At 70.6% G+C, this 20,245-nt stretch carries 18 protein-coding genes and 1 pseudogene; 3 read left to right on the forward strand and 16 right to left on the reverse strand.

All coding sequences use genetic code 11. From position 1 onward, the window contains the following. The first annotated feature begins 14 nt into the window (after positions 1-14). The gene (locus tag ASC76_RS15365; RefSeq protein WP_056468076.1) at positions 15-455 is read left to right on the forward strand and encodes a type IV pilin protein; all 441 of its coding nucleotides are present in this window, start codon (positions 15-17) and stop codon (positions 453-455) included. A gap of 18 nt (positions 456-473) precedes the next feature. On the opposite strand, the gene ASC76_RS15370 is transcribed toward ASC76_RS15365, so the two are convergent. Both ASC76_RS15370 and mutL read right to left on the reverse strand, forming a co-directional pair. Then, entirely contained in the window at positions 474-1,334 is an 861-nt protein-coding gene (locus ASC76_RS15370) for an alpha/beta hydrolase (RefSeq protein ID WP_056468079.1), read from the reverse strand. A 31-nt stretch (positions 1,335-1,365) separates the two neighbouring features. After that, the gene (gene mutL / locus ASC76_RS15375; RefSeq protein ID WP_056468080.1) at positions 1,366-3,198 is read right to left on the reverse strand and encodes a DNA mismatch repair endonuclease MutL; all 1,833 of its coding nucleotides are present in this window, start codon (positions 3,196-3,198) and stop codon (positions 1,366-1,368) included. A 226-nt stretch (positions 3,199-3,424) separates the two neighbouring features. Between mutL and ASC76_RS15380 the strand changes: the two genes are divergently transcribed. Together ASC76_RS15380 and ASC76_RS15385 are read left to right on the forward strand one after the other, a co-directional pair. Continuing rightward, on the forward strand, positions 3,425-4,645 hold the full coding sequence (locus ASC76_RS15380) for an HD-GYP domain-containing protein (protein ID WP_162247129.1): 1,221 nt from the start codon (positions 3,425-3,427) through the stop codon (positions 4,643-4,645). A 47-nt stretch (positions 4,646-4,692) separates the two neighbouring features. Next, entirely contained in the window at positions 4,693-5,346 is a 654-nt protein-coding gene (locus ASC76_RS15385) for a DedA family protein (protein WP_056468084.1), read from the forward strand. Here the strand turns inward: ASC76_RS15385 and ASC76_RS15390 are convergent. The 14 genes and pseudogenes from ASC76_RS15390 to ASC76_RS15450 form a co-directional block, all read right to left on the reverse strand. Then, positions 5,336-6,277, reverse strand: a complete 942-nt coding sequence (locus tag ASC76_RS15390; protein WP_056468086.1) for an alpha/beta hydrolase — start codon at positions 6,275-6,277, stop codon at positions 5,336-5,338. The two genes, ASC76_RS15385 and ASC76_RS15390, sit on opposite strands and share 11 nt — an antisense overlap. Positions 6,278-6,294: 17 nt before the next feature. Then, positions 6,295-6,660 carry a VOC family protein gene (locus ASC76_RS15395; RefSeq protein ID WP_200947169.1) on the reverse strand — a complete coding sequence of 122 codons (366 nt, stop codon included), beginning with the start codon at positions 6,658-6,660 and terminating at the stop codon, positions 6,295-6,297. Positions 6,661-6,684: 24 nt separating this feature from the next. Then, positions 6,685-8,148, reverse strand: a complete 1,464-nt coding sequence (locus tag ASC76_RS15400; RefSeq protein WP_056468093.1) for an SRPBCC family protein — start codon at positions 8,146-8,148, stop codon at positions 6,685-6,687. Next, the gene (locus ASC76_RS15405) at positions 8,148-8,588 is read right to left on the reverse strand and encodes an SRPBCC family protein (protein ID WP_056468096.1); all 441 of its coding nucleotides are present in this window, start codon (positions 8,586-8,588) and stop codon (positions 8,148-8,150) included. The genes ASC76_RS15400 and ASC76_RS15405 overlap by 1 nt, the downstream gene beginning before the upstream one ends. 3 nt (positions 8,589-8,591) lie before the next feature. Further along, positions 8,592-10,286 (reverse strand): flotillin family protein, encoded by a 1,695-nt coding sequence (locus ASC76_RS15410; protein ID WP_056468100.1) that lies wholly within the window; start codon positions 10,284-10,286, stop codon positions 8,592-8,594. 12 nt (positions 10,287-10,298) lie between these two features. Beyond that, positions 10,299-11,129, reverse strand: coding sequence for a phosphoenolpyruvate hydrolase family protein (locus tag ASC76_RS15415; protein WP_056468103.1), 831 nt, complete (start codon positions 11,127-11,129; stop codon positions 10,299-10,301). 12 nt (positions 11,130-11,141) lie between these two features. Next, positions 11,142-12,356 (reverse strand): Tm-1-like ATP-binding domain-containing protein, encoded by a 1,215-nt coding sequence (locus ASC76_RS25895; RefSeq protein WP_235580529.1) that lies wholly within the window; start codon positions 12,354-12,356, stop codon positions 11,142-11,144. A gap of 516 nt (positions 12,357-12,872) precedes the next feature. Then, positions 12,873-13,370: pseudogene (locus ASC76_RS26380) on the reverse strand (ABC transporter ATP-binding protein); the annotation flags it as partial. A gap of 73 nt (positions 13,371-13,443) precedes the next feature. Next, positions 13,444-14,271, reverse strand: a complete 828-nt coding sequence (locus ASC76_RS15425; protein ID WP_082549213.1) for an ABC transporter ATP-binding protein — start codon at positions 14,269-14,271, stop codon at positions 13,444-13,446. A 20-nt stretch (positions 14,272-14,291) separates the two neighbouring features. Further along, the gene (locus ASC76_RS15430; protein ID WP_056468106.1) at positions 14,292-15,545 is read right to left on the reverse strand and encodes an ABC transporter substrate-binding protein; all 1,254 of its coding nucleotides are present in this window, start codon (positions 15,543-15,545) and stop codon (positions 14,292-14,294) included. After that, a complete protein-coding gene (locus ASC76_RS15435; protein WP_082549331.1) occupies positions 15,542-16,687 on the reverse strand; it encodes a branched-chain amino acid ABC transporter permease in 1,146 nt (381 codons plus the stop codon). Before ASC76_RS15435 ends, ASC76_RS15430 begins: the two co-directional genes overlap by 4 nt. Positions 16,688-16,710: 23 nt before the next feature. Then, positions 16,711-17,658 carry a branched-chain amino acid ABC transporter permease gene (locus ASC76_RS15440; RefSeq protein WP_056468113.1) on the reverse strand — a complete coding sequence of 316 codons (948 nt, stop codon included), beginning with the start codon at positions 17,656-17,658 and terminating at the stop codon, positions 16,711-16,713. After that, positions 17,655-18,938 carry an amidohydrolase family protein gene (locus tag ASC76_RS15445; RefSeq protein WP_056468114.1) on the reverse strand — a complete coding sequence of 428 codons (1,284 nt, stop codon included), beginning with the start codon at positions 18,936-18,938 and terminating at the stop codon, positions 17,655-17,657. Before ASC76_RS15445 ends, ASC76_RS15440 begins: the two co-directional genes overlap by 4 nt. Before the next feature lie 11 nt (positions 18,939-18,949). Then, positions 18,950-20,245 carry an amidohydrolase family protein gene (locus tag ASC76_RS15450; RefSeq protein ID WP_056468116.1) on the reverse strand — a complete coding sequence of 432 codons (1,296 nt, stop codon included), beginning with the start codon at positions 20,243-20,245 and terminating at the stop codon, positions 18,950-18,952.

Raw genomic sequence — 20,245 nt, forward strand, 5'->3', positions numbered from 1 at the left:
GGCAGGGATCGACCATGCGAATGCAACGATTCGGCGGCGCGGGCTTCACGCTGATCGAGCTGATGGTGACGGTCGCGATCGTCGCGATCCTGTCGGCGATCGCGTACCCCGCCTACAGCCAGTACATCCTGAAATCCCGCCGCACGGACGCCAAGAACGCGCTGCTCGACCTGGCGGCGCGGCAAGAGCGCTTCTACAGCCTGAACAACCGGTACTCGACCGTGCCCTCGGCGCTCGGCTATGCGGGCGCGGCGTTCCCGGTGAACGTGCAGACCGGCAATGCGGCCTATTACCAGCTGACGGTCAGCGCGCCGACGCCGGCCGCCGCGACCTTGCCGACCTTCGCGGCCAGCGCCGTCCCGCTCGGCAACCAGGCCAAGGACACGTGCGGCACCTACACGCTGACGCATCTCGGGGTGCAGGGCAACAGCACGTCGGAATCCGGCTGCTGGTGAGCGGGTCGCGCCGCCCGCTCAGGCTCCGAGGCCGTACAGCGCCCGCAGCGCCTCCCGGTACTGCGCCTGCCCGCGCCCGTTGGTGCTGTAGTGGGTGCCGCCCTCGACCAGCACGAACTGCTTGGGCGCCTTCGCGCGCTCGAACAATGCGCGCCCCAGCGACGGCGGAATCAGCGAATCCTCGGCGCCGTGCACGACCAGCACCGGCACCTTCACGCGACCGATCCGGGCGGCCGAATCGAAGCGCTGCGTGATCAGCGGCGTGATCGGCAGCCAGCCCCACTTCATGCTCTGGAACACCGCCGGGATCGAGGTGAATGTGCCCTCGACGATCAGCCCCTTCGCATCGACGACGTCGCTCGCCAGCCGCACCGCGATCGCGCCGCCGAGCGAGTGGCCGAAGATGTAGCGCTCGCGGCCGGGGTGGCGTGATGCGATCCAGTCCCAGCCGGCGCGGGCATCGGCATCGACGCTGGCCTCGGAGGGCAGCTCGTCGGTGCTGCGCCCGAAGCCGCGGTAGTCGATCGCGAGCACCGCGAAGCCCAGTTCGCGCATGCGGCGGATGCGGAACACGCTGCTCGCCACGTCGCGCCGGGCGCCGTGCAGGTACAGCAGCACCGGCGCCTCGGGCGTCGGGCCGTCGAGCCAGAGCGCGTGCAACTTCGGCGCCGCGGCGATGCCCGGTCGGCCCGGCAGGTTGATCCAGACATCGTCGAAGCCTTCGATGCGCGCACCGTCGTCGCTGGCGGCGATCGCGCTCGCCTGAAAGATCCACTTGCGCTGCTGGGTGTCCAGGCTGACGCAGCCCGCGGTGGCACTTGCGGCGATCAGCGCCAGGGCCGGCCAGCGCCAGCGGATGGTCGTCAGAACATTCGGCATCGCCAACGGAGTGCGGACGTCTGCGAAAAGTTCAACGGCCGCGCCAGAACAGGCCGTCAAGTTCCTTCAGCGTGATCTGGCGCCAGGTGGGACGGCCGTGGTTGCACTGGTCGATGCGCTCGGTGCGCTCCATGTCGCGCAGCAGCGCGTTCATCTCGTCGAGCGTGAGCTGGCGGTTCGCGCGCACCGCGCCATGGCAGGCCATCGTCGACAGGATCTCGTGTTGCGCGCGCTGGATCACCGTGCTGGCATCGAACTGCGCCAGCTCGGCGAGCACGCTGCGTGCGAGCTCGACCACGTCGCCGCCGGCCAGCGCCGCGGGCTGCGAGCGCACTGCGAGCACCGCGGCCGAGAGCGGCGCCACGTCGAGCCCGAGCGTGCGCAGGTTGTCGGCCTGCGCTTCGGCCGTCGCGATCTCGGCCGGCGTCGCGGCGAAGGTCGCCGGGATCAGCAACGGCTGCGATTCGATCGCGGCGCTGCCGAGGCTTGCCTTCAGGCGCTCGTAGACGATGCGCTCGTGAGCCGCATGCATGTCGACGATCACGAGACCGTGGGCGTTCTCGGCCAGCACGAAGATGCCCGCGACCTGGGCGATCGCCTTGCCGAGCGGCCAGCCCTCGGCGTCGGTCGCCGGCGTGACGGGCGCCGGCGCGTCGCCGGTGCCGAACACGGCCGGCGCGGGCGCGGCCTGGCCGTTCCAGCGGGCCGGCAACTCCTGCGCATACAGCGTCGAGAGCTGCTGCAGCCCGAGCGACGCCTGCCGGGCGCCGTCGTAGCGCCGCGGCGCGCCCGCGAAAAACGCCGGCGCGGTAGACGTTGCGGCGTCGAACGCGGCGCCGGTCGGCGGCACGGCCCCCGCACGCGGGATCGCGAGCGCCGTCTCGACCGCACGCCGCACCGCCTGGTGCACCTCGCGCGATTCGCGAAAACGCACCTCGACCTTGGTCGGGTGCACGTTGACGTCGACCCGGTCCGGCGCGATCTCGATGAACAGCACGTAGGCCGGCTGGCGCCCGCCATGCAGCACGTCCTCGTAGGCCGAGCGCACGCCGTGCGCGATCAGCTTGTCGCGCACGAAGCGGCCGTTGACATAGACGTACTGCTGGTCGGCGCGGGCGCGTGCGGCCTCGGGCGTGCCGCTGCGGCCGCCGATGCGCAGCACGCCCGATTCTATTGCCAGTGGGCGGCTCTGCGCGACGAAGTCCTCGCCCAGCACGTCGATCACGCGCTGCTCGGCGCTGGCGCGACGCCACTGCTGCGCGAGCTTGCCGTCGTGCCACACCGTGAAGGCGACCTCGGGCCGCGCCAGCGCGTGGCGGCGCACCGCCTCGACGCAGTGGGCGAACTCGGTCGCCTCGGTCTTCAGGAACTTGCGCCGGGCCGGCGTCGCGAAGAACAGTTCGCGCACCTCGACACTGGTGCCGGTGCCGCGCGCCGCCGGCACCAGCTCGCCGGAACGAGCGTCCAGGCGCTGCGCGTGTGCGGCGTCGGCGGTGCGGCTCGCGATCGAGACCTCGGCAATCGAGGCGATCGCAGCCAGCGCCTCGCCGCGGAAGCCCATCGTCGTGACGCCCTCGAGTTCGCTCAGCGAGCCGATCTTGCTCGTGGCGTGGCGGCGCAGCGCCAAGGGCAGTTCGTCGGCCGGGATGCCGGCGCCGTCGTCCTCGACCACGATGGACCGGATGCCACCGGCGACCAGCTTGACCGCGATCTCGGTCGCGCCCGCATCGAGCGCGTTGTCGACCAGCTCGCGCACCACCGAGGCCGGCCGCTCGACGACCTCGCCGGCGGCGATCTGGCTGACGAGTTCGTCGGGCAGCTCGCGGATCGGGCGGCGCGGCGGCGGCTGGAGCACGGCGTTCATCGGCGCATTGTAGGAAGCGCGACAGCGGTGTCGCCTCGAAGCCGCCAATTGGGCGGGCTTGGGGCGCCAAATCGACGGACCACGCCGGGCCACCTCTCGGCCACAATGCGCTTTCAGTCATCCGCAGTACCCCATGATTGATCCGTCCCCATCGACCGCCGTCGCCCCGCCCGTTGAAAGCCCCGCCTTTCTGCGCGCGGTGACGCAGCTGGGCCAGAAGCGGCCGGTGACCACCTCGCGCGCGATCTACAACCACCAGGGCATCAAGCTGCTCGAGGGCGGCGTGCAGATCGACGCGTCGCTGCACGACCGCCTGCTCGTGCACCGCCTGGCGGCGCCGCTGGACGAAAGCATCGAAGGCGGCCCGCTGGTCAGCGGCATGGCCTTGCGGGAGGCGGCCGAGGCGGCGATGGCGCGCTGGCCGTTCTTCGCGCTGATGGGGCCGCCCGGGCGGGTCCGCAGCATGCTGCTGCAGTCGATCGAGGCGATCCCGCTGCCGCGCCCGGTCGCGTTCCACCTGACGCTGGCGCGCGAGACCCGGCCGGCGATCTTCGAGCACAGCATTTTGATGGCGCTGCTCTGCGCGCACCTGGTGCGCGAGGGCGGGGCGCCGATCCACGACATGACCGTCGCCGCGAGCGCCGGCCTGCTGCACGACCTGGGCATGCTGCACATCGACGCCGAGCTGCTCGACGCCGGCAACACGCTGAGCGGCGACGAGCGGCGCCCGCTGTACGCGCACCCGGTCACCGGCTCGATGCTGATCGCGCGCTTCCACGAGTACCCGACGCAGGTGGCGCGCGCCGTGCTCGAGCACCACGAGGTGCTCGACGGCGCCGGCTACCCGCGCGGTCTCGCCGGCGAGTCGATCAGCCCGCTCGGGCGACTGCTGTCGCTGTGCGAGGTCGTCACCGCGATGTTCGACGGCGACCGCGAGCGGCCCGACCAGCGCGTCTCGCTGCTGCTGCGCGTCAACCCCAAGCGCTTCGATCCGAGCCTGGTGCCGTCCATCCACCGCCTGCTGCGCGCGCTGCCGCCGGCCGATGGCGAGGTCGACGCGACGATCCCGGAATCGGCCGCGCAGCTGCGCACGCTCGACGGCCTGCTGACCCAGTGGCACACCGCGGCGGCCGACTCGGCCCCGGCGCTCGACGCCCCTGGCCGCGCCGTGTTGAAGGTGATGGCGGAGCAGGCCGAGCGGCTGCACCGGATGCTGGTCGGCGCCGGTATCACGCCCGAGCAGCTCGACTTCCTGGGCCGGCTGACCGAACCCGACAGCCGGCTGCGCGCCGAACTGTGGGCGCTGCAGAACGAACTGCGCTGGAACCTGCGTGCCAGCGCGAACCAGCTCCGCCGCCGCTGGCGCTCCGGCGCCGGCGGGCAGGCGTTCCCGGCCGCGGTCGCCACCTGGCTCGACGACGTCGAAAGCCTGGACAGCGCCGCCTGACCGCTGCGCGCAGGGGGTGCGACGGCGCACCGCGATAATCGAGCCGCATGGAAATCCTTCACCAACTGCTCGACTTCATCCTGCACGTCGACGTGCACTTGCGCACCTTCGTCGAGGCCTACGGCGCCTGGGTCTACGCGCTGCTGTTCCTGATCATCTTCGTCGAGACCGGCGTGGTGGTGATGCCGTTCCTGCCCGGCGACTCGCTGCTGTTCGTCGTCGGCGCGCTGTGCGGCGTGGGCCTGATGAGCCTGCCGCTGGCGATGGCATTGCTGTGCGTCGCGGCGATCCTGGGCGACCAGCTGAACTACTCGATCGGCCGCCACTTCGGCCCGCGCGTGTTCCAGTGGGAGAACTCGCGCTTCTTCAACAAGAAGGCCTTCGACCAGGCGCACGCGTTCTACGAGAAGTACGGCGGCGCGACGATCGTGACGGCGCGCTTCCTGCCGTTCCTGCGCACCTTCGCACCGTTCGTCGCAGGCGTTGCGCAAATGACGCGCCGCAAGTTCACGCTGTTCAACGTCGCCGGCGGCATCCTGTGGGTAGCCGGCCTGACGCTGGCCGGCTACCTGTTCGGCAACATCCCGTGGGTGCAGGCCAATCTCGACAAGATCATCTGGGGCGCGATCTTCCTGCCCGGCCTGCTGGTGCTCGCAGGCGCCTGGCGGGCGCGCCGCAAGCAGTCCGCTCTCACGCCCTGAAGGCGCGCCGCAGCTCGGCCGCGCACAGCGCGACCGCGGTGTTCGCCTCGTCGAGCACGTTGCCCATGGTCACGAAACCGTGGATCTGGCGGTCGAAGCACACATAGCTGGCGCGGTTGCCCGCCGCGGTCAGGCGCTCGGCATACGCCTTGCCCTCGTCGCGCAGCGGGTCGAAGCCGGCGGTCAGCACCAGCGCGGGCGGCAGCCGCCCCAGCTCCTCGTGGAGCAGCGGCGAGGCGCGCCAGTCGGTGTACTGCGCCCGGTCCCTGATGTAGTGGCCGGTGAAGTAGTCCATCGTGTCGCGGGTCAGCAGATAGCCCTGCGCGTTCTCGGTGTGCGAGGCATGGCCGCGGCGCTGATCGGTCGCCGGGTAGATCAGCAGCTGGAACGCGATCGGCAGATCGCCGCTGTCGCGCGCGGTGAGCGAGACGACGGCGGCCAAGTTGCCGCCGGCGCTGTCGCCGCCGACCGCGAGGCGCGACGCGTCCACATGCAACTCGGCCGCGTGTGCGTGCACCCAGCGGGTCGCGGCGACGCAGTCGTCGACGGCGGCCGGGAACGGGTGCTCCGGCCCCATCCGGTAGTCGACCGCGACCACCGCGCAGCCCGCGCCGTTCGCAAGCTCGCGGCACAGCGTGTCGTGGGTGTCCAGGTCGCCGATCACCCAGCCGCCGCCGTGGTAGTAGACGAGCACCGGCAGCGCCGCGTCGTCGGCGGCGCCGAGCGGCCGGTACGCGCGCAGCGGGATCGACCCGTGCGGCCCGCTGGCCTGCAGGTCGCGCACCTGCGCCACGTCGGGCGGCGCGGGCTGGGTGACGCTGCGGCGCTCGCGATAGAACGCGCGCGCATCGGCGACGCTCAGCGTGTGGGTGGGCGGAATCTGGCGCTGTTCCATCAGGTCGAGCAGGGCGCGGGCTTGGGGGTGCAGCATGGTGGTGTGGGTGAGGGTCAGAGCGTCTCGGCGGCGTCGAAATCGAGTTCGACCTTCGCGCCGTTCGGGTCGTAGGTGAAGAGCTGCCAGGTGCCGGCGCCGACCTGGCGGCGCAGGTCGTACTTGGTACCCGACTCGTCGAAGCGTGCCTTCACGGTGCGCAGGTCGGTCGCGGTGAAGGCCATGTGGTCGATCACGCCGGCGCGCTGCGCCGGCACGGGCCGGTCGAAGTACATGTGCAGCACCGCCTGCGGCCCGCCGGCATACAGCCACGCGCCGGGAAACCCCAGGTCGGGCCGCGGGCCGACCGTCATGCCCAGCAGGCCGACGTAGAAATCGAGCGTCTTCGTTTCGTCTTCGGCGACGATGGTGAAGTGGTTCATGCCGACGATCATCCCGTCATCTCCTCAAGCCATCAGGACCAGCGCGCCGATCGAGCCGCGCGACTCGAGCCGCGCGTGCGCCTGGGCTGCGGCCTCCAGAGCATAGCGTTCGATGCGCGGCGGCGTCAGCGTGCCATCGGCCAGCGCGGTCCAGACCCGCTGCGCACGCTCGACGAGCTGGGCGTTCGTGGCGACGTAGTCGAACACGACCGGCCGCGAGAAGCTCAGCGACTTGGCGACCAGCGCGTCCGGCGGCAGCGGCGCCAGCGCGCCGGTCGCCTGGCCCAGGCTGATCCAGTGGCCGCGCCGCGCCAGCGCGGCCAGGTTCTCGTCGCGCGCCGCGTCGCCCAGACCGTCGATCACCACGTCGGCCCCGCCACAGGTGCGCTGCACCACGTCGGCGAAGCGGTAGTCGGCGGTGACGATGACGTGCTCGCAGCCGTGCTCGCGCGCGACGCGTGCCTTCTCCGGCGTCGACACCGTGCCGAGCACGACCGCGCCGAGCCGCCGCGCCCACTGGCACACCAGCAGGCCGACGCCGCCGGCGGCCGCGTGCACGAGCAGGCGCGTGCCGGGGCCGACGTGGCCGAGGTCGCGCAGCAGGTAGTCGGCGGTGATGCCCTTCAGCAGCAGCGCGGCGGCGACGTCGTCCTCGATCGCCGGCGGCAGGCGCACGACCCAGTCGGCCGGCACGCTGCGCACGCCGGTGTAGGCGCCCGGCACCGGCCCGAGGTAGGCGACGCGGTCCCCGGGCAGCAGCCCGCCGACGCCGGCGCCCGCATCGATCACGCTCCCGGCCGCCTCCATGCCCGGCACGCCGGGCAGGGGCAGCATGCCGGGGATCCAGCCCCGCCGCAGGTACACGTCGAGGTAGTTGATGCCGATCGCGCGCTGGCGGATCCGCACCTCGCCGGCTGCCGGCGCGGGGGCCTGCGCGTCCTCGGGCTGCAGCACGTCGGTGCCGCCGTAGCGGTGCACGGCCACCCGGCGCGTCGGCAGTGACAGCGCGGTGGGCAGCGGGGCACTGCCGCGCGGCTGCAGGTCGCCGCCGCGTTCCAGGTGGCGGCGCAGGTTCGCGAAGCCGGCTTCGTAGACGCCTTGCGCCACCATGTCGCGCAATTCGCGCTCGCGGCCGGGGGGCGTCGCGAAGGTCGATTCCCAGTGCCAGAAGGTGCGGTTGCCGTCGGTGATGGGCTTGAGCGTCAGCGTCGCGACATAGCGCTGCAGCGGCACCGTCGCCTCGACGATGCAGTAGGTGCTCTTGTGCTCGGTGTCCGAGAGCGTCAGCAACTGCTCGCGGATGCGGTTGCCGTCGCGCAGGCTGAAGCTGCGCACGCAGCCGACCTGGTCGCTGCGCTCGTCGCCCTCGATCCGGCTGGCCTCGACCACGTCGTGCCACCGGTCGTGGCTGTTGAAGTCGCGCAGCACCGCCCACACGCGCTCGATCGGCGCGTCGATCACCGTGGAGCGGACGACGCGCTGCAGCATCAACGTCCGCCGAAGTGCCGCTTCAGCGCATCGAAGCCGCCCTGGAACACGCCGCCGCCGATCGATTCGACCAGCTCGCGCTCGCGGCCCGCGTCGCACTCGAACTCGGCGCTCCATTCGGCGAAGCAGCGGCCGCCGTCGGTGACCGGCGTCAGCTTCAGCGTCGCGACGTAGTTCGTCACGCCCATCGGGCTCTCGAGGATCTCGTAGCTGCAGCTGTAGTCGTAGTCGGACAGCGCGAGCAGCTTCTCGCGGATCATCCCGCCGTCGCGCAGGTGGAAGTGGCGGATGCAGCCGACGCGGTCGGCCGGCTGGCCGTTCTCGATCCGGCTGTCGGCAATGGCGGGGTGCCACTGCGGCAACCCGTTGAAATCGCGGATGCGCGACCAGACGTTGTCGGCGCTCGCATCGATGACGCTGGAGGCGTAGACCTGCACCATCGATCAGTCCTTCTTCGGCGCCGGCGGCAGCGAGGCCTGCGCCCCGCTCGCGCTGCCGACGAGCCGCTGGATGTCGCCGCCCTCGATGCCGATCTCGCGCAGCAGCTGGTCGACCAGCGGCGCCTGGGCGCGGAAGCGCAGGGCCGAGTTGACGACGCTGTCCGAGAAGTTGCCGCCATGGCCGTTCTCGCCGCCGCCGGTGCCGCCGCCCGAGCCGCCGAGCCCGTCGACCTGCAGGATCTTGATGCCCTCGATGCGCTCCAGCGGCCGCACCGATTCGCGGATGATGCCCTCGGCCTTCTCGACCAGCCGCAGCCGCAGCGCCGACATGCGCGCCTCGGGGCTCAGCATGTTGTGGGCGGTGTTCATCAGCTGCAGGCCCTCGGCCTCGACTTCGGCGCGCAGGCGCATCGCCATCGAGCGGATCTTGTCGGCGTCGGCGTCGGCCTCGGCCTGGGCGCGCACCGCGTCGCCGCGGTCGGCGCTCGCGGCCTTCTCGGCCTGCGCCGCAGACGTCAGGCGCAGCGCGTCGCGCTCGGCGATCTGCGCGGCGCCGATCAGGTCGATGGCCTTCTTGCGCTCGGCCATCTCGACCTCGCGCGCGGTGAACACCTTCTCCTCGGCCGAGATCGCGAGCGCGCGGGCGATCTCGGCCTCGGCCTGCGCCTCGCTCTGCGCCTTGCTCTCGCGCGCGATCGCGATCGAGCGCTGCTGCTCGGCCAGTTCCATCGTCATGCGGCGCTCGATCTCGGCCGCCTGGATCGCGCGCTCCTTGCCGATGCGCTCCTGCTCGAGCGTCTGCTCGGAGCGGATGCGCGCGGTGTCGATCGTCTGCTTCGCGGCGATCTGTGCGCCTTCCGCGGCCTGTTCGCGCTGGACGCGCTCGGTCGTGACCTCGGCGCGCTGACGGGCGCGGGCGATCTCGACCTCGCGCTGCTGGCTCAGGCGCGCGTACTCGCCCTCGCGGTCGATCTCGAGCGAGAGCTTCTCGGCCTCGAGGTTCTTGTTGCGGATCGCGATCAACGTGTCCTGCTCGACGTCGTTGCGCTGCTTCTTGCGGTGCTCGATCTGCTCGGTCAGGCGCGTCAGGCCCTCGGCGTCGAACGCGTTGCTCGGGTTGAAGAACTCCATGCCGGTCTGGTCGAGCTGGGTCAGCGACGCGGCTTCGAGCTCCAGGCCGTTCTTGGTCAGGTCCTCGGCCACGGTCTCGCGCACCCGCTTCACGTAGGTGCCGCGCTTCTCGTGCAGTTCCTCCATCGTCATCTCGGCCGCCGCGGTGCGCAGCGCGTCGACGAACTTGCCCTCGACCAGCTCCTTCAGCTGGTCGGGTTCCATCGTGCGCAGGCCGAGCGTCTGCGCCGCGTTGGCGACTGCCTCGGGCCGCGCCGCGACCCGCACGTAGAACTCGGCGATCACGTCGACCCGCATCCGGTCCTTCGTGATCAGCGCCTTGTCGCGGCCGCGGCTGACCTCGAGCCGCAGCGTGTTCATGTTGACCGGGATCACGTCGTGCACGATCGGCAGCACGAACGCGCCGCCGTCGAGCACGACCTTCTGGCCGCCCAGGCCGGTGCGCACGAACGCACGCTCCTTCGAGCTGCGCAGGTAGAGCCAGTGCATGAGCCACACCACGATCGCGACGACGATCGCGACGACGATCAGGCCGAGGATGAAACTGCCGAACTGCGAACCGGACATGGTCGTCTCCTGTTATCTCTTGATCTGCACGAAGCGCCGGGTGGTCTCGGTGAGCGCCACCTCGGTGGGCAGCCGCTCCATCGAGCTGGCGCCGTAGAAGCCATGGCACGCGGGGCAGTGCGCGAGCACCGTCTGCGCGTCTTCGGGGGTCGCGATCGGGCCGCCGTGGCAGAGCACGATCACGTCGGGGTCGACGGCCTTCGCGGCGGCCGCCCACACGTTGATGCGTCCGATGCAGTCGTCCAGCGTCAGCGCGGTCTCGGCGCCGATCGCGCCGCCGGTGGTCAGGCCGAGGTGGCACACGATGATGTCGGCGCCGGCGCCGGCCATCGCGCGCGCATCGGCCTCGGAAAACACATACGGCGTGGTCAGCAGGTCGAGTGCGCGGGCCTGGCGGATCAGGTCGACCTCGAGGCCGTAGCCCATGCCGGTCTCTTCGAGGTTGGCGCGGAAGGTGCCGTCGATCAGGCCGACGGTCGGGAAGTTCTGCACGCCCGAGAAGCCCAGGTCGATCAGCCGACGAAGGAACTGCTCGGGCATCATGAACGGATCCGTGCCGTTCACGCCGGCGAGCACGGGCGTGTGCCGCACGACCGGGAGCACCTCGCGCGCCATGTCGCAGACGATCTCGTTCGCGTTGCCGTAGGCCAGCAGCCCGGCGAGCGAGCCGCGCCCGGCCATCCGGTAGCGGCCGGAGTTGTAGATCACGATCAGGTCGATGCCGCCGGCCTCCTCGCACTTGGCGGACAGGCCCGTGCCGGCGCCGCCGCCGATGATCGGCTGGCCGGCGGCGATCTTGGCGCGGAAGCGGTCGAGGAGCGTCTGTCGGTCGATGCGCGGCATGGTGTGGATGGGTCAGGCGCGGCGCGCGGCCGCGGGTTGGGCGATCTCGCGCCAGGCGGCGACGAGCGCGTCGGCGAAGGCCTCGTCGTTGATGTGCAGCGGCAGGCGGATCAGCTTCCGGTCGATGCCGCCGCGGAAATCCTGTTCGATCGCCGCGAACAGCGCGCGGTCGGCCTCCGGGTCGTGGAACGGCTGGCCGGGTCGGTCGATCGCCGAGACGCCGCCTTCGGGAATCAGGAAGCGCACCGGCCCGCGCATCGCGTTCAGCTTGGCGGCGATGAACGCGCCGATTGCGCGGTTCTCGTCGACCGTGGTGCGCATCAGCGTGACAGTGGTGTTGTGGCGGTAGAGCTTGCGGGCGCGGAAGCGCTCGGGCACGGTGTCCCAGGCGCCGAAGTTCACCATGTCGAGCGCACCGCACGAGCCGACGTAGGGCAGGGCGTGGCGCGCGAACACATCGAGCCGCGTCGGCCCGGCCGACAGCGCGCCGCCGGCGATCTCGTCGGCGATCTCGGTCGTGGAGACGTCGATCGCGCCGGCCAGCAGGCCCGAGTCGGCCAGCTTTTCCATCGACTGGCCGCCGACGCCGGTGGCGTGGAACACCAGGCAGTCGTATTCCGCTTCGAGCCGCTTCGTCACCGCCTGCACGCACGGGGTGGTGACGCCGAACATCGTCAGGCCGAGCGCCGGCTTGGCGATCTCCGAGGCCAGGGCGGGGTGCGCGATCATGCCGGCCAGTGCGTGGGCGGCGTTCGCGAGCACCTTCTCGCTGATCCGGTTGATGCCCTGCACGTCGGTGACCGAATACATCATGCAGATGTCGCTCGGGCCGACGTAGGGGCGCGTGTCGCCGCTGGCCATCGTCGAGACCATGACCTTCGGGCAGCCGATCGGCAACGCCCGCATGCCCTGGCTCGCCATCGAGGTGCCGCCCGAGCCGCCGGCCGAGATGATGCCGCCCAGGTCGCGCCGCGTGCGCACGAAGGCCTCGAACGCGAGCGCCATCGCCGCGGTCGACTCGCCGCGGTCGGTGCCGAACACCGCGGTCTCGCCGCGCGGGTGGTGGCGCGCGACCTCGCGCGGGTGCACGCTGGCGGTGGACGTCTTGCCGGAGGTCGACAGGTCGACCGTGACGACCCGCAGGCCGAGCCGGTCCAGGCACTGGCGCAGGAAGAACAGTTCGCGGCCCTTGGTGTCGAAGGTGCCGACGACATAGGCCGCGCGCACGCTGCTGGCGGCGACCGGGAAGTCGTAGACCTGCGGTGCGGGCGCGGCCGGTGGGCGCGCCGGCTCGGGTGGCGGCGCAGCGCGCGGGATGTCGGCGGCCGGCGCGGCCGTGCCGCCGGCGTTCCAGCGGGTGAAGCCGCGCACCGTGTTCGGCGCGACGCTGTCGAGCGATGGCGCGCCGTCGCCGTGCGCGCGCCGCACGGTGTAGACCTGCATCGGCGCGGCATCGTCGGAGGCAGGTGCCGCCTCGACACCGGACTCGGCGTCGTCGGGGCCGCCCGAGCGCACGCCGAGCAGGCGCTCCTGCAACTCGCGGTCGGCGGCGAGCTGCGCGGTCGGCAGCTCCTGCGCGATCCGGCCGTTCACCATCACGCCGATCCGGTCGGCCACCGACATCGCGACGCCCAGGTTCTGCTCGATCAGCAGCACCGCGATCTCGCCGTCGGCCGCCAGGTCGCGCAGCGCCTGGGCGACCTGCTCGACGATGACCGGCGCGAGGCCCTCGGTCGGCTCGTCCATCACCAGCAGCTTCGGCTCGAGCAGCAGCGCGCGGCCGATCGCCAGCATCTGCTGCTCGCCGCCCGAGAGCTGCGCGCCGCCGTTGCCCTTGCGCTCGGCCAGCCGCGGGAACATCGCGTAAACGCGGTCGACCTCGCGCCGGTGGCGGGCTACCAGGCGGAGCGTTTCGTCGACCGACAGCGACGGCCAGACGCGCCGGCCCTGCGGCACGTAGGCGATGCCGCGGCGCGTGATCTCGTTCGGCGGGCGGCCGAGGATCTCCTCGCCGAGCAGGCGCACGCTGCCCCGCGCCGGCACCAGGCCGGTGATCGCGTTGCACAGCGTGGTCTTGCCCATGCCATTGCGGCCGACGATGCCGAGCACGCCGTGGTCGATCGACAGGTTCACCGACTGCAGCGCGTGGGCGCGGCCGTAGTAGACGTCGAGCCCTTCGACGACCAGCACCGGGCCTCGACTCTTCGGGCCGTTGCGGTCCTTCGAGAACCAGGCCATCATCGCCGCCCGGCCGCCCGAAGGCGATGAGGCGCCCCCGCGGGGGGCCGCGAACGCAGTGAGCTTGGGGGCGCCATCAGTGCTTGCTCCCCATGTAGATCGCCTGCACCTGCGCGTCGCCTTCGATCTCGGCGGGCGAGCCGGTGCGCAGCACGCGGCCGTTGTGCATCACGGTGACGCGGTCGACGACCCGCAGCGCGATGTCCAGGTCGTGCTCGATCAGCACGAAGCTCATGTGCGCCGGCAGCGAGGTCAGCAGCGCGACCAGCTCGCGGCGTTCGGCCGGCGACAGCCCCGCGGCCGGCTCGTCGAACAGGATCAGCCGCGGCGCGCCGGCCAGCGCCATGCCGATCTCGAGCTGGCGCTGCTGGCCGTGCGCCAGGTTCGCGACCAGCTCGTCGGCGATGTGCGACAGGCGCGCGCGCTCGAGCAGGTCGTCGGTCGCCACGGTCGACGCCTGGTGGGCACGCGGCCGCATGAAGCTGAACCGGCCACTGGCGACGCCGCGCACCGCGAGGAACAGGTTGTCGCGCACCGTCAGGTCGCGGAACAGCAGCGAGGATTGGTAGGTGCGCCGCAGCCCCTTGCGGATGCGCTCGTGCGGCGGCAGGTCGGTGATGTCCTCGCCGAAGAAATGGATCCGGCCCGCGGTCGGCGGGAAGTCGCCGGTGATCGCGTTGAACAGCGTGGTCTTGCCCGCGCCGTTCGAGCCGAGGATCGCGTACTTCTGGCCGGCGGCGACGTTCAGCGACACGTCGTCGACGGCCCGCAGCGCGCCGAAGGCCCGCGTCACGCCGCTCAGGGTCAGCGCGTCGCCGGAGAGCAGCTGCCCGCCGGGGTTCGTCGCCGATGCGGCCGCCGCGCCGCGCGGCGCCGCTGTCCTGAGCGAGGTGATCGAGGCCATCGTCGCGTTGCCTTCCCGACTTACTTCCTGCAGTCCGGCACGTCGCGGGTGCCCAGGCCCATCTTCTTGAAGTCCGCTTCCGGCAGGCCGAGCGTCTGCGAGATGTTCGGCACCGACTTGACCACCTTGTTGTAGAACGAGCCGTCGGCCGCCTTGGCCACTTCGGTGATGTAGGTCGTGCCGACGCCGTTGCGGTTGGCGTCGATCTTCACGTCGCCGGCCGGGCCCTTGAAGTTGGTCTTCTGCAGCGCGTCGCGGTACGCCTTCTGGCCGCCGGACAGGTCACCCTTGACCGCGTCGAGCGCATCGAGCGCCGCCTTGGTATTGATGTAGTACAGGTACGCGAACAGCGACGGGCTCGGGAAGCCGTCCTTGAAGTTGGCCTTGTAATCGGCGACGAACTTCTTCCACTCCGGCGTGTCGATCGAATCGGCCATCGGCCCGGCCGAGGCGGTGCCGAGCAGCGATTCGCGGCGCTTGCCCTTGAAGTTCAGCACCGTCTGGTCGACCGTGATCGAGCCGCCGACCATCGGCTTGTCGCCGCCGGCCTGCTCGTACTGGGTCAGGAAGTTGACGGCGTCGGAGCCGCCGAGCACGACCACCAGCGCGTCGATGTCCTTCGGGATCTTCGCGATCACCGACGAGTAGTCCTTGGTGCCCAGCGGCACCCACGCCTTGTCGAGCACCTTGCCGCCCTTGGCGCAGTAGCTGGCCATGAAGCCCTGCACCTGCGAGTACGGGAAGCCGTAGTCCTCGGCGATCAGGTAGACCTTCTTGTAGCCCTTGCCGAGCGCGTGCTCGCCCAGGCCCACCATCCACTGCGCGCCCTCGGTGTTGAAGCGGTAGAAGTTCGGCGCCGGGTCGGTCAGCGTGGCCGCCTGCGCGCCGGACGAGCCGTTGATGAAAGTCACGTTCGGCTGCGTCTTCGCGTAGTTCTTGACCGCGATGCCTTCGTCGCCCGACAGCGGGCCGATCATGATCTGGACCTTGTCCTGCTCGACCGCCTTGCGGGTCGAGTTGACCGCCTTGTCCGGCGTCGCGTCGGACGAGACCTTGACGAACTCGATCTTCTTGCCGCCGGCCATGCCGTTCTTCTGCTTCAGCGCCAGGTCGGCGCCGCGCATGCCGTCCTGCCCCGGCGCCGCGAACGGGCCTTCCAGCGAGGCCAGCAGCCCGACCTTCAGCGTCTCCTGGGCCTGCGCGAAGCCGACCACCGCGAACGTCGCCGCGGCGCCGATCAGGCTCCGCGCGAATACCTTGCCGTACTTGCTCATGTCTCGCTCCTGCTCTTCGTTGATGAATGCGGTCTGTGCCGCGGGTGAGTGACACGGTTCGACGACAGGCGAGTGCGCAGCTTCTGCCACAGCCCCAGCAGCCCGTCGGGAGAGAAGAGAACGATCGCGAGGAACACGCCGCCGATCACGAGGTTGAAGCGTTCGCGGTCGACCAGGTCGATCGCGAAGTTCTGCAGCAGCACGAACACGATCGCGCCGATGAACGCGCCGATCGGGTGCCGCATGCCGCCGAGCACGGCGACGATCAGGATGTTGATCATCGCGCCGGTGCCCACCGTCCCGGGGGAGATCCGGCCGTTGTACCAGACCATCAGCACGCCGCCGACCGCGGCGAGGAAGCCGGTGACCGCATACGCGCCGACCCGGTGCGCGGTGACGTTGAAGCCCAGCGAGGCCATGCGCCGCGGGTTGTCGCGGATGCCCTGCAGCGCGATGCCGAACGGCGCGCGGATCAGGTGCTTGACGAAGAAGTACCCCGCCGCTGCGCACGCCAGAACCAGGAAATAGAACGCCAGCGGCTGCGCGAAGTCGATGCCGAAGACGGTCGGCGCGGCCAGCTTGCTGAAGCCCTGGAAGCCGTTGAACAGCGTGTAGTTCTGCTGCGCGAGGTAGAAGAATGCGACGCCGATCGCCAGCGTGATCATGATCGTGTAGATGCCTTCGGTGCGTACCGAGAGCCAGCCGATCGCCGCGGCGAACACGGTGGCCAGCGTGAGCGCGAACGCCAGCGCCAGCCACCACGGCCAGCCCAGGCTGATCGCGGCGTTGCTGCTGCTGCCGAAGATCGCCAGCAGGTACGCCGCGAAGCCGGCGACCGTCATCTGCGCCAGCGACACCATTCCGCCGTAGCCGCCGAGGAAGGTCAGCGACAGCGCGATGAGGCCGAGCGCGAGCGACTGCGCGCCGATCTGGAAGGTGAAGAACGGCGTCGCGAAGAACGGGTAGGCGAGCACGAACGCGGCGACGATCGCGTGGCGCCAGCGCACCGTGCGCAGCCGGCTCGCGAGCCAGGTATATGGGTCGGCAGAGGGCCGCGGTAATGTGTCCGTGGGCCGCAGCGGCTGCACGACACCACCGTGCGACGCGCGCGCGGCGGTGGCCGCCGCCGCCGACGAATTCATCGCCCTGCGCCACTGCGCTGCGCTCACGTGTTCTTCCCCATCAGCCCGCGCGGCTTGAACGCCAGCGCGACGACCATGATCACGAAGGTGAACACGACGCTGTAGGTCGGTGCGTAGGCGAGGCCGAACTGCTCGGCCAAGCCGATCAGCAGCGCGCCGATCGCGGCACCGACGACGCTGCCCATGCCGCCGACGATCACGACGACCAGCGACGCCAGCAGGTAGCGTGTGTCCTCGCCGGGCGAGATCGACAGCGCGGTGCCGCCGACGACGCCGGCCAGCCCGGCCAGCCCGGCGCCGATCGCGAAGGTCAGCGCGAACACCAGCTGCACGTTGACGCCCGAGGCTGCGAGCATGCCGCGGTCGTCGACGCCGGCGCGGATCATCATGCCGATGCGGGTGCGGGCCAGCAGAAGCCACAGGCCGACACCGATCGCGATCGAGGCGAGCAGCACCGCGAGGCGGTAGGTCGGGAACTTGTTGATCAGCGGCAGCGTCGTCGAGCCGTAGATCCACGAGGGCGGGTCGAAGGTGTAGATCTCCGCGCCCCAGATCCACAGCATCAGGTCGGCCAGCACGATCGACAGGCCGATCGTCACCAGCGTCTGGCGCAGGTCCTGGCCCTGCATGTGGCGGAACACGAGCAGCTGCATCGCCAGGCCGAGGATCGCCGAGGCGAGGAAGCCCGCGATCACCGCCAACACCCACGAGCCGGTGCGCTCGCCGACGAACCAGCCGACATAGGCACCGAACAGGTACAGCGAGCCGTGCGCGAGGTTGACGTTGCGCATCAGCCCGAACACCAGCGTGAAGCCGCTGGCGACCAGGAAGTACAGCGACGCGAGCGTCAACCCGTTCAGCAGCGTCTTGAAGAACAGCGACGGGTTGTCGGGGATCGCCCAGGCCGCGAACACGACGACCGGGCCGCCGAACAGCAGCCACAGCGCCCACTGCTTGCGCGTCAGCGTCATGCGGCCCGACCCCACGCGCGCTGCGAGGCGATCGCCGGCGCCTTCGCGAACACGCCGTCCTTCATCACCGCGAGGATGCGCTTCGGATCGCGCAGGATCGCCAGATTGGCGAGCGGATCGCCATCGACCAGCAGCAGGTCGGCGAGGTAGCCGTCCTTGACGACGCCGAGCTCGTCGGGCTTCATCATGATCTGGCCGCCGTACAGCGTGGCCGAGCGGATCGCCTCCATCGGCGTGAAGCCGAGGTACTTGACGAAGAATTCCAGGTCGCGCGCGTTCTGGCAGTGCGGCGTGAACGCGAAGCCGTAGTCGCCGCCGGGCAGCACGCGGATGCCGCGCTTGTGCATCTTGGCGAGCGATTCCTGGGCGGCGTCCCATTCGATCTGGTAGCCCATCTGCGTGGCCATCGCGTTGGTGATGCCGAAGGCCTCGGCCTCGTACAGCATCGCGTAGAGGATCGCGATGCCGGGCGCGACGAACACGCGGTCCTTCGCGGCCTCAAGCATGTCCAGCGCCTCGTTGTCGACGAAGCTCGCGTGGTAGATCAGGTCGATGCCGTGGCGCAGGGCCTGCTTGACGCTTTCGGACGAGCGGGCGTGGGCGATGCCGCGCTTGCCGCGGATCTTGACCTCGCGCATCGCGGCGGCCACTTCCTCGTCCAGCATCCAGGTCGTCTCGGACGGCGACTGCGGCGTGAAGTTGTCGCCCGACAGGTTCAGCTTGATCGAGTCGACGCCGTACTTCAGGAACAGCCGCACCGCCTTGCGCATCTCGTCGGCGCCGCTGATGTTGACGCCGAAGCTGAACTCGGGAAAGGGCAGGTGCGGCAGCGTCTCGTCGCCCAGGCCGCCGAGCACGGTGATCTCCTGGCTCGCCGCGAGGTAACGCGGGCCGGGAATCTGGCCGGCGTTGATCGCGTTGCGGATCACCACGTCGAGCCGCGGCTTGGCGCAGGCGGCGCCGACGCAGGAGGTGAAGCCGGCCTCGAGGTAGCGCTTCGCGACCTTGGCGCACCACAGCACATGCTCCTCGAGCGGCATGGTCTGGATGGCCGCGAGCGTGGCCGCGTCGTTCCACGAGAAATGGGTGTGGGCCTCGCACATCCCCGGCATCAGGGTGGCGCCGGCACCGTCGATCACGACGGCGTTGCCGCTGGCGATGGCCGCGGTGCTGCGGCCGACCTGGCGGATGCGGTTGCCCTGGACCAGCACGCTGCCGGTGAACGGGTTCTGGCCGGTGCCGTCGAGGATGCGGACGTTGGTGAAGAGGGTGTCTGCCATCGCGGTGCTCCTCACGCGGCCCAGCGCGTCGTCGACCGAACGGCGCCGCGCACGTCGGGCGCGCGGTGGAACTCGCCGTCCTTCATCACCGCCAGGATGCGGGCCTTGTCCTGCAGCACGGTGATGTCGGCGAGCGGGTCGCCGTCGATCAGCAGGATGTCCGCCAGGTACCCCTCGCGGATGTAGCCGAGCACCTTGCCCATCCGCATCATCGGACCGCCCCAGGCGGTGGCCGACAGCAGCGCCTCCATCGTGCTCATGCCGACGTACTTGACGAAGTACTCGAGGTCCTTCGCGTTGGTGCCGTGCGGCGTCCACGCGAAACCATAGTCGCCGCCCGGCAGGATGCGGATTCCGCGCTTGCGCATCGCGCGCATGCTCTCGATGGCCGCTTCCAGCTCGCGGTGGTAGCCCATCTTCTTCGTGACCTCGGGCGTCAGGCCCCACTCGCTGGCGTGGTGGCAGGTGTTGATCAGCCAGGCCAGCCCGGGGGCGATGAAGTGCTCGGTCTTGTGGGCCTCGAGCAGGTCGAGCGCCTCCTCATCGGTGAAGCTCGCGTGGTAGATCACCTCGATGCCCTGCCGCACGCATTGCTTGACGGCCCAGCTGGAACGCGCGTGCGCCGCGACGCGCTTGCCCCAGGCCTTGGCCTCCTCGACGCAGACGCGAATCTCCTCCGCGGTGAACTGGCTCATCTCGCTCGGCATGCCGGTGATCGACTCGCCCGAGAGATTGATCTTCACGGAGTCGACGCCGTACTTCGCGAACATCCGCACGCAGCGGCGCATCTCCTCCGCGCCGCTGACGATCGCGCCGAACGCGAACTCCGGTTGCGGCAGGTGCGGCTGTGTCGTGTCGCCCAGGCCGCCCGGCACGGTGATCTCCTGGCTGGCGGCGAGGTAACGCGGGCCGACGATCGTGCCGTCGTTGATCGCGTTGCGGGTGACCACGTCCAGCCGGGGCTTCGCGGCGGCGGCGCCGACGCAGCTGGTCCAGCCCATGTCGAGGTAGCGCTTCGCGACCTCGGCGCACCACAGGATGTGCTCCTCGGGCGGCATGCGCTGAATCGCGTCGAGGCTCGGCTGGTCGTTCCACGAGAAATGGGTGTGCGCCTCGACCATGCCCGGCATCAGGAAGGCGCCGGCCCCGTCGATCACCTGCGCGCCGGCGACCGGCATCGAGCGGGCGCCGAAACCGGTGCGCGTGACGCGCGAGATGCGGTTGCCCTGCACCAGCACGTCGCCGGTGAACGGCGCCTCGCCGCCGCCATCGAAGACGCGCACGTTGGTGAACATCACGTCGGCCAT

The organism is Rhizobacter sp. Root404 (genome assembly GCF_001425865.1).
Classification (GTDB): domain Bacteria; phylum Pseudomonadota; class Gammaproteobacteria; order Burkholderiales; family Burkholderiaceae_C; genus LMDS01.

Bases quoted from the DNA above. Each gene is read 5' to 3' on its own strand.
- ASC76_RS15410 (WP_056468100.1), bottom strand. From the start codon at position 10,286: ATGTCCGGTTCGCAGTTCGGCAGTTTCATCCTCGGCCTGATCGTCGTC.
- ASC76_RS15450 (WP_056468116.1), bottom strand. From the start codon at position 20,245: ATGGCCGACGTGATGTTCACCAACGTGCGCGTCTTCGATGGCGGCGGC.
- ASC76_RS15445 (WP_056468114.1), bottom strand. From the start codon at position 18,938: ATGGCAGACACCCTCTTCACCAACGTCCGCATCCTCGACGGCACCGGC.
- ASC76_RS15390 (WP_056468086.1), bottom strand. From the start codon at position 6,277: ATGCTGCACCCCCAAGCCCGCGCCCTGCTCGACCTGATGGAACAGCGC.
- ASC76_RS15400 (WP_056468093.1), bottom strand. From the start codon at position 8,148: ATGCTGCAGCGCGTCGTCCGCTCCACGGTGATCGACGCGCCGATCGAG.
- ASC76_RS15405 (WP_056468096.1), bottom strand. From the start codon at position 8,588: ATGGTGCAGGTCTACGCCTCCAGCGTCATCGATGCGAGCGCCGACAAC.
- ASC76_RS15440 (WP_056468113.1), bottom strand. From the start codon at position 17,658: ATGACGCTGACGCGCAAGCAGTGGGCGCTGTGGCTGCTGTTCGGCGGC.
- ASC76_RS15365 (WP_056468076.1), top strand. From the start codon at position 15: ATGCGAATGCAACGATTCGGCGGCGCGGGCTTCACGCTGATCGAGCTG.
- ASC76_RS15385 (WP_056468084.1), top strand. From the start codon at position 4,693: ATGGAAATCCTTCACCAACTGCTCGACTTCATCCTGCACGTCGACGTG.
- ASC76_RS15425 (WP_082549213.1), bottom strand. From the start codon at position 14,271: ATGGCCTCGATCACCTCGCTCAGGACAGCGGCGCCGCGCGGCGCGGCG.
- ASC76_RS15370 (WP_056468079.1), bottom strand. From the start codon at position 1,334: ATGCCGAATGTTCTGACGACCATCCGCTGGCGCTGGCCGGCCCTGGCG.
- mutL (WP_056468080.1), bottom strand. From the start codon at position 3,198: ATGAACGCCGTGCTCCAGCCGCCGCCGCGCCGCCCGATCCGCGAGCTG.
- ASC76_RS15415 (WP_056468103.1), bottom strand. From the start codon at position 11,129: ATGCCGCGCATCGACCGACAGACGCTCCTCGACCGCTTCCGCGCCAAG.
- ASC76_RS15435 (WP_082549331.1), bottom strand. From the start codon at position 16,687: ATGAATTCGTCGGCGGCGGCGGCCACCGCCGCGCGCGCGTCGCACGGT.
- ASC76_RS15430 (WP_056468106.1), bottom strand. From the start codon at position 15,545: ATGAGCAAGTACGGCAAGGTATTCGCGCGGAGCCTGATCGGCGCCGCG.
- ASC76_RS15395 (WP_200947169.1), bottom strand. From the start codon at position 6,660: ATGAACCACTTCACCATCGTCGCCGAAGACGAAACGAAGACGCTCGAT.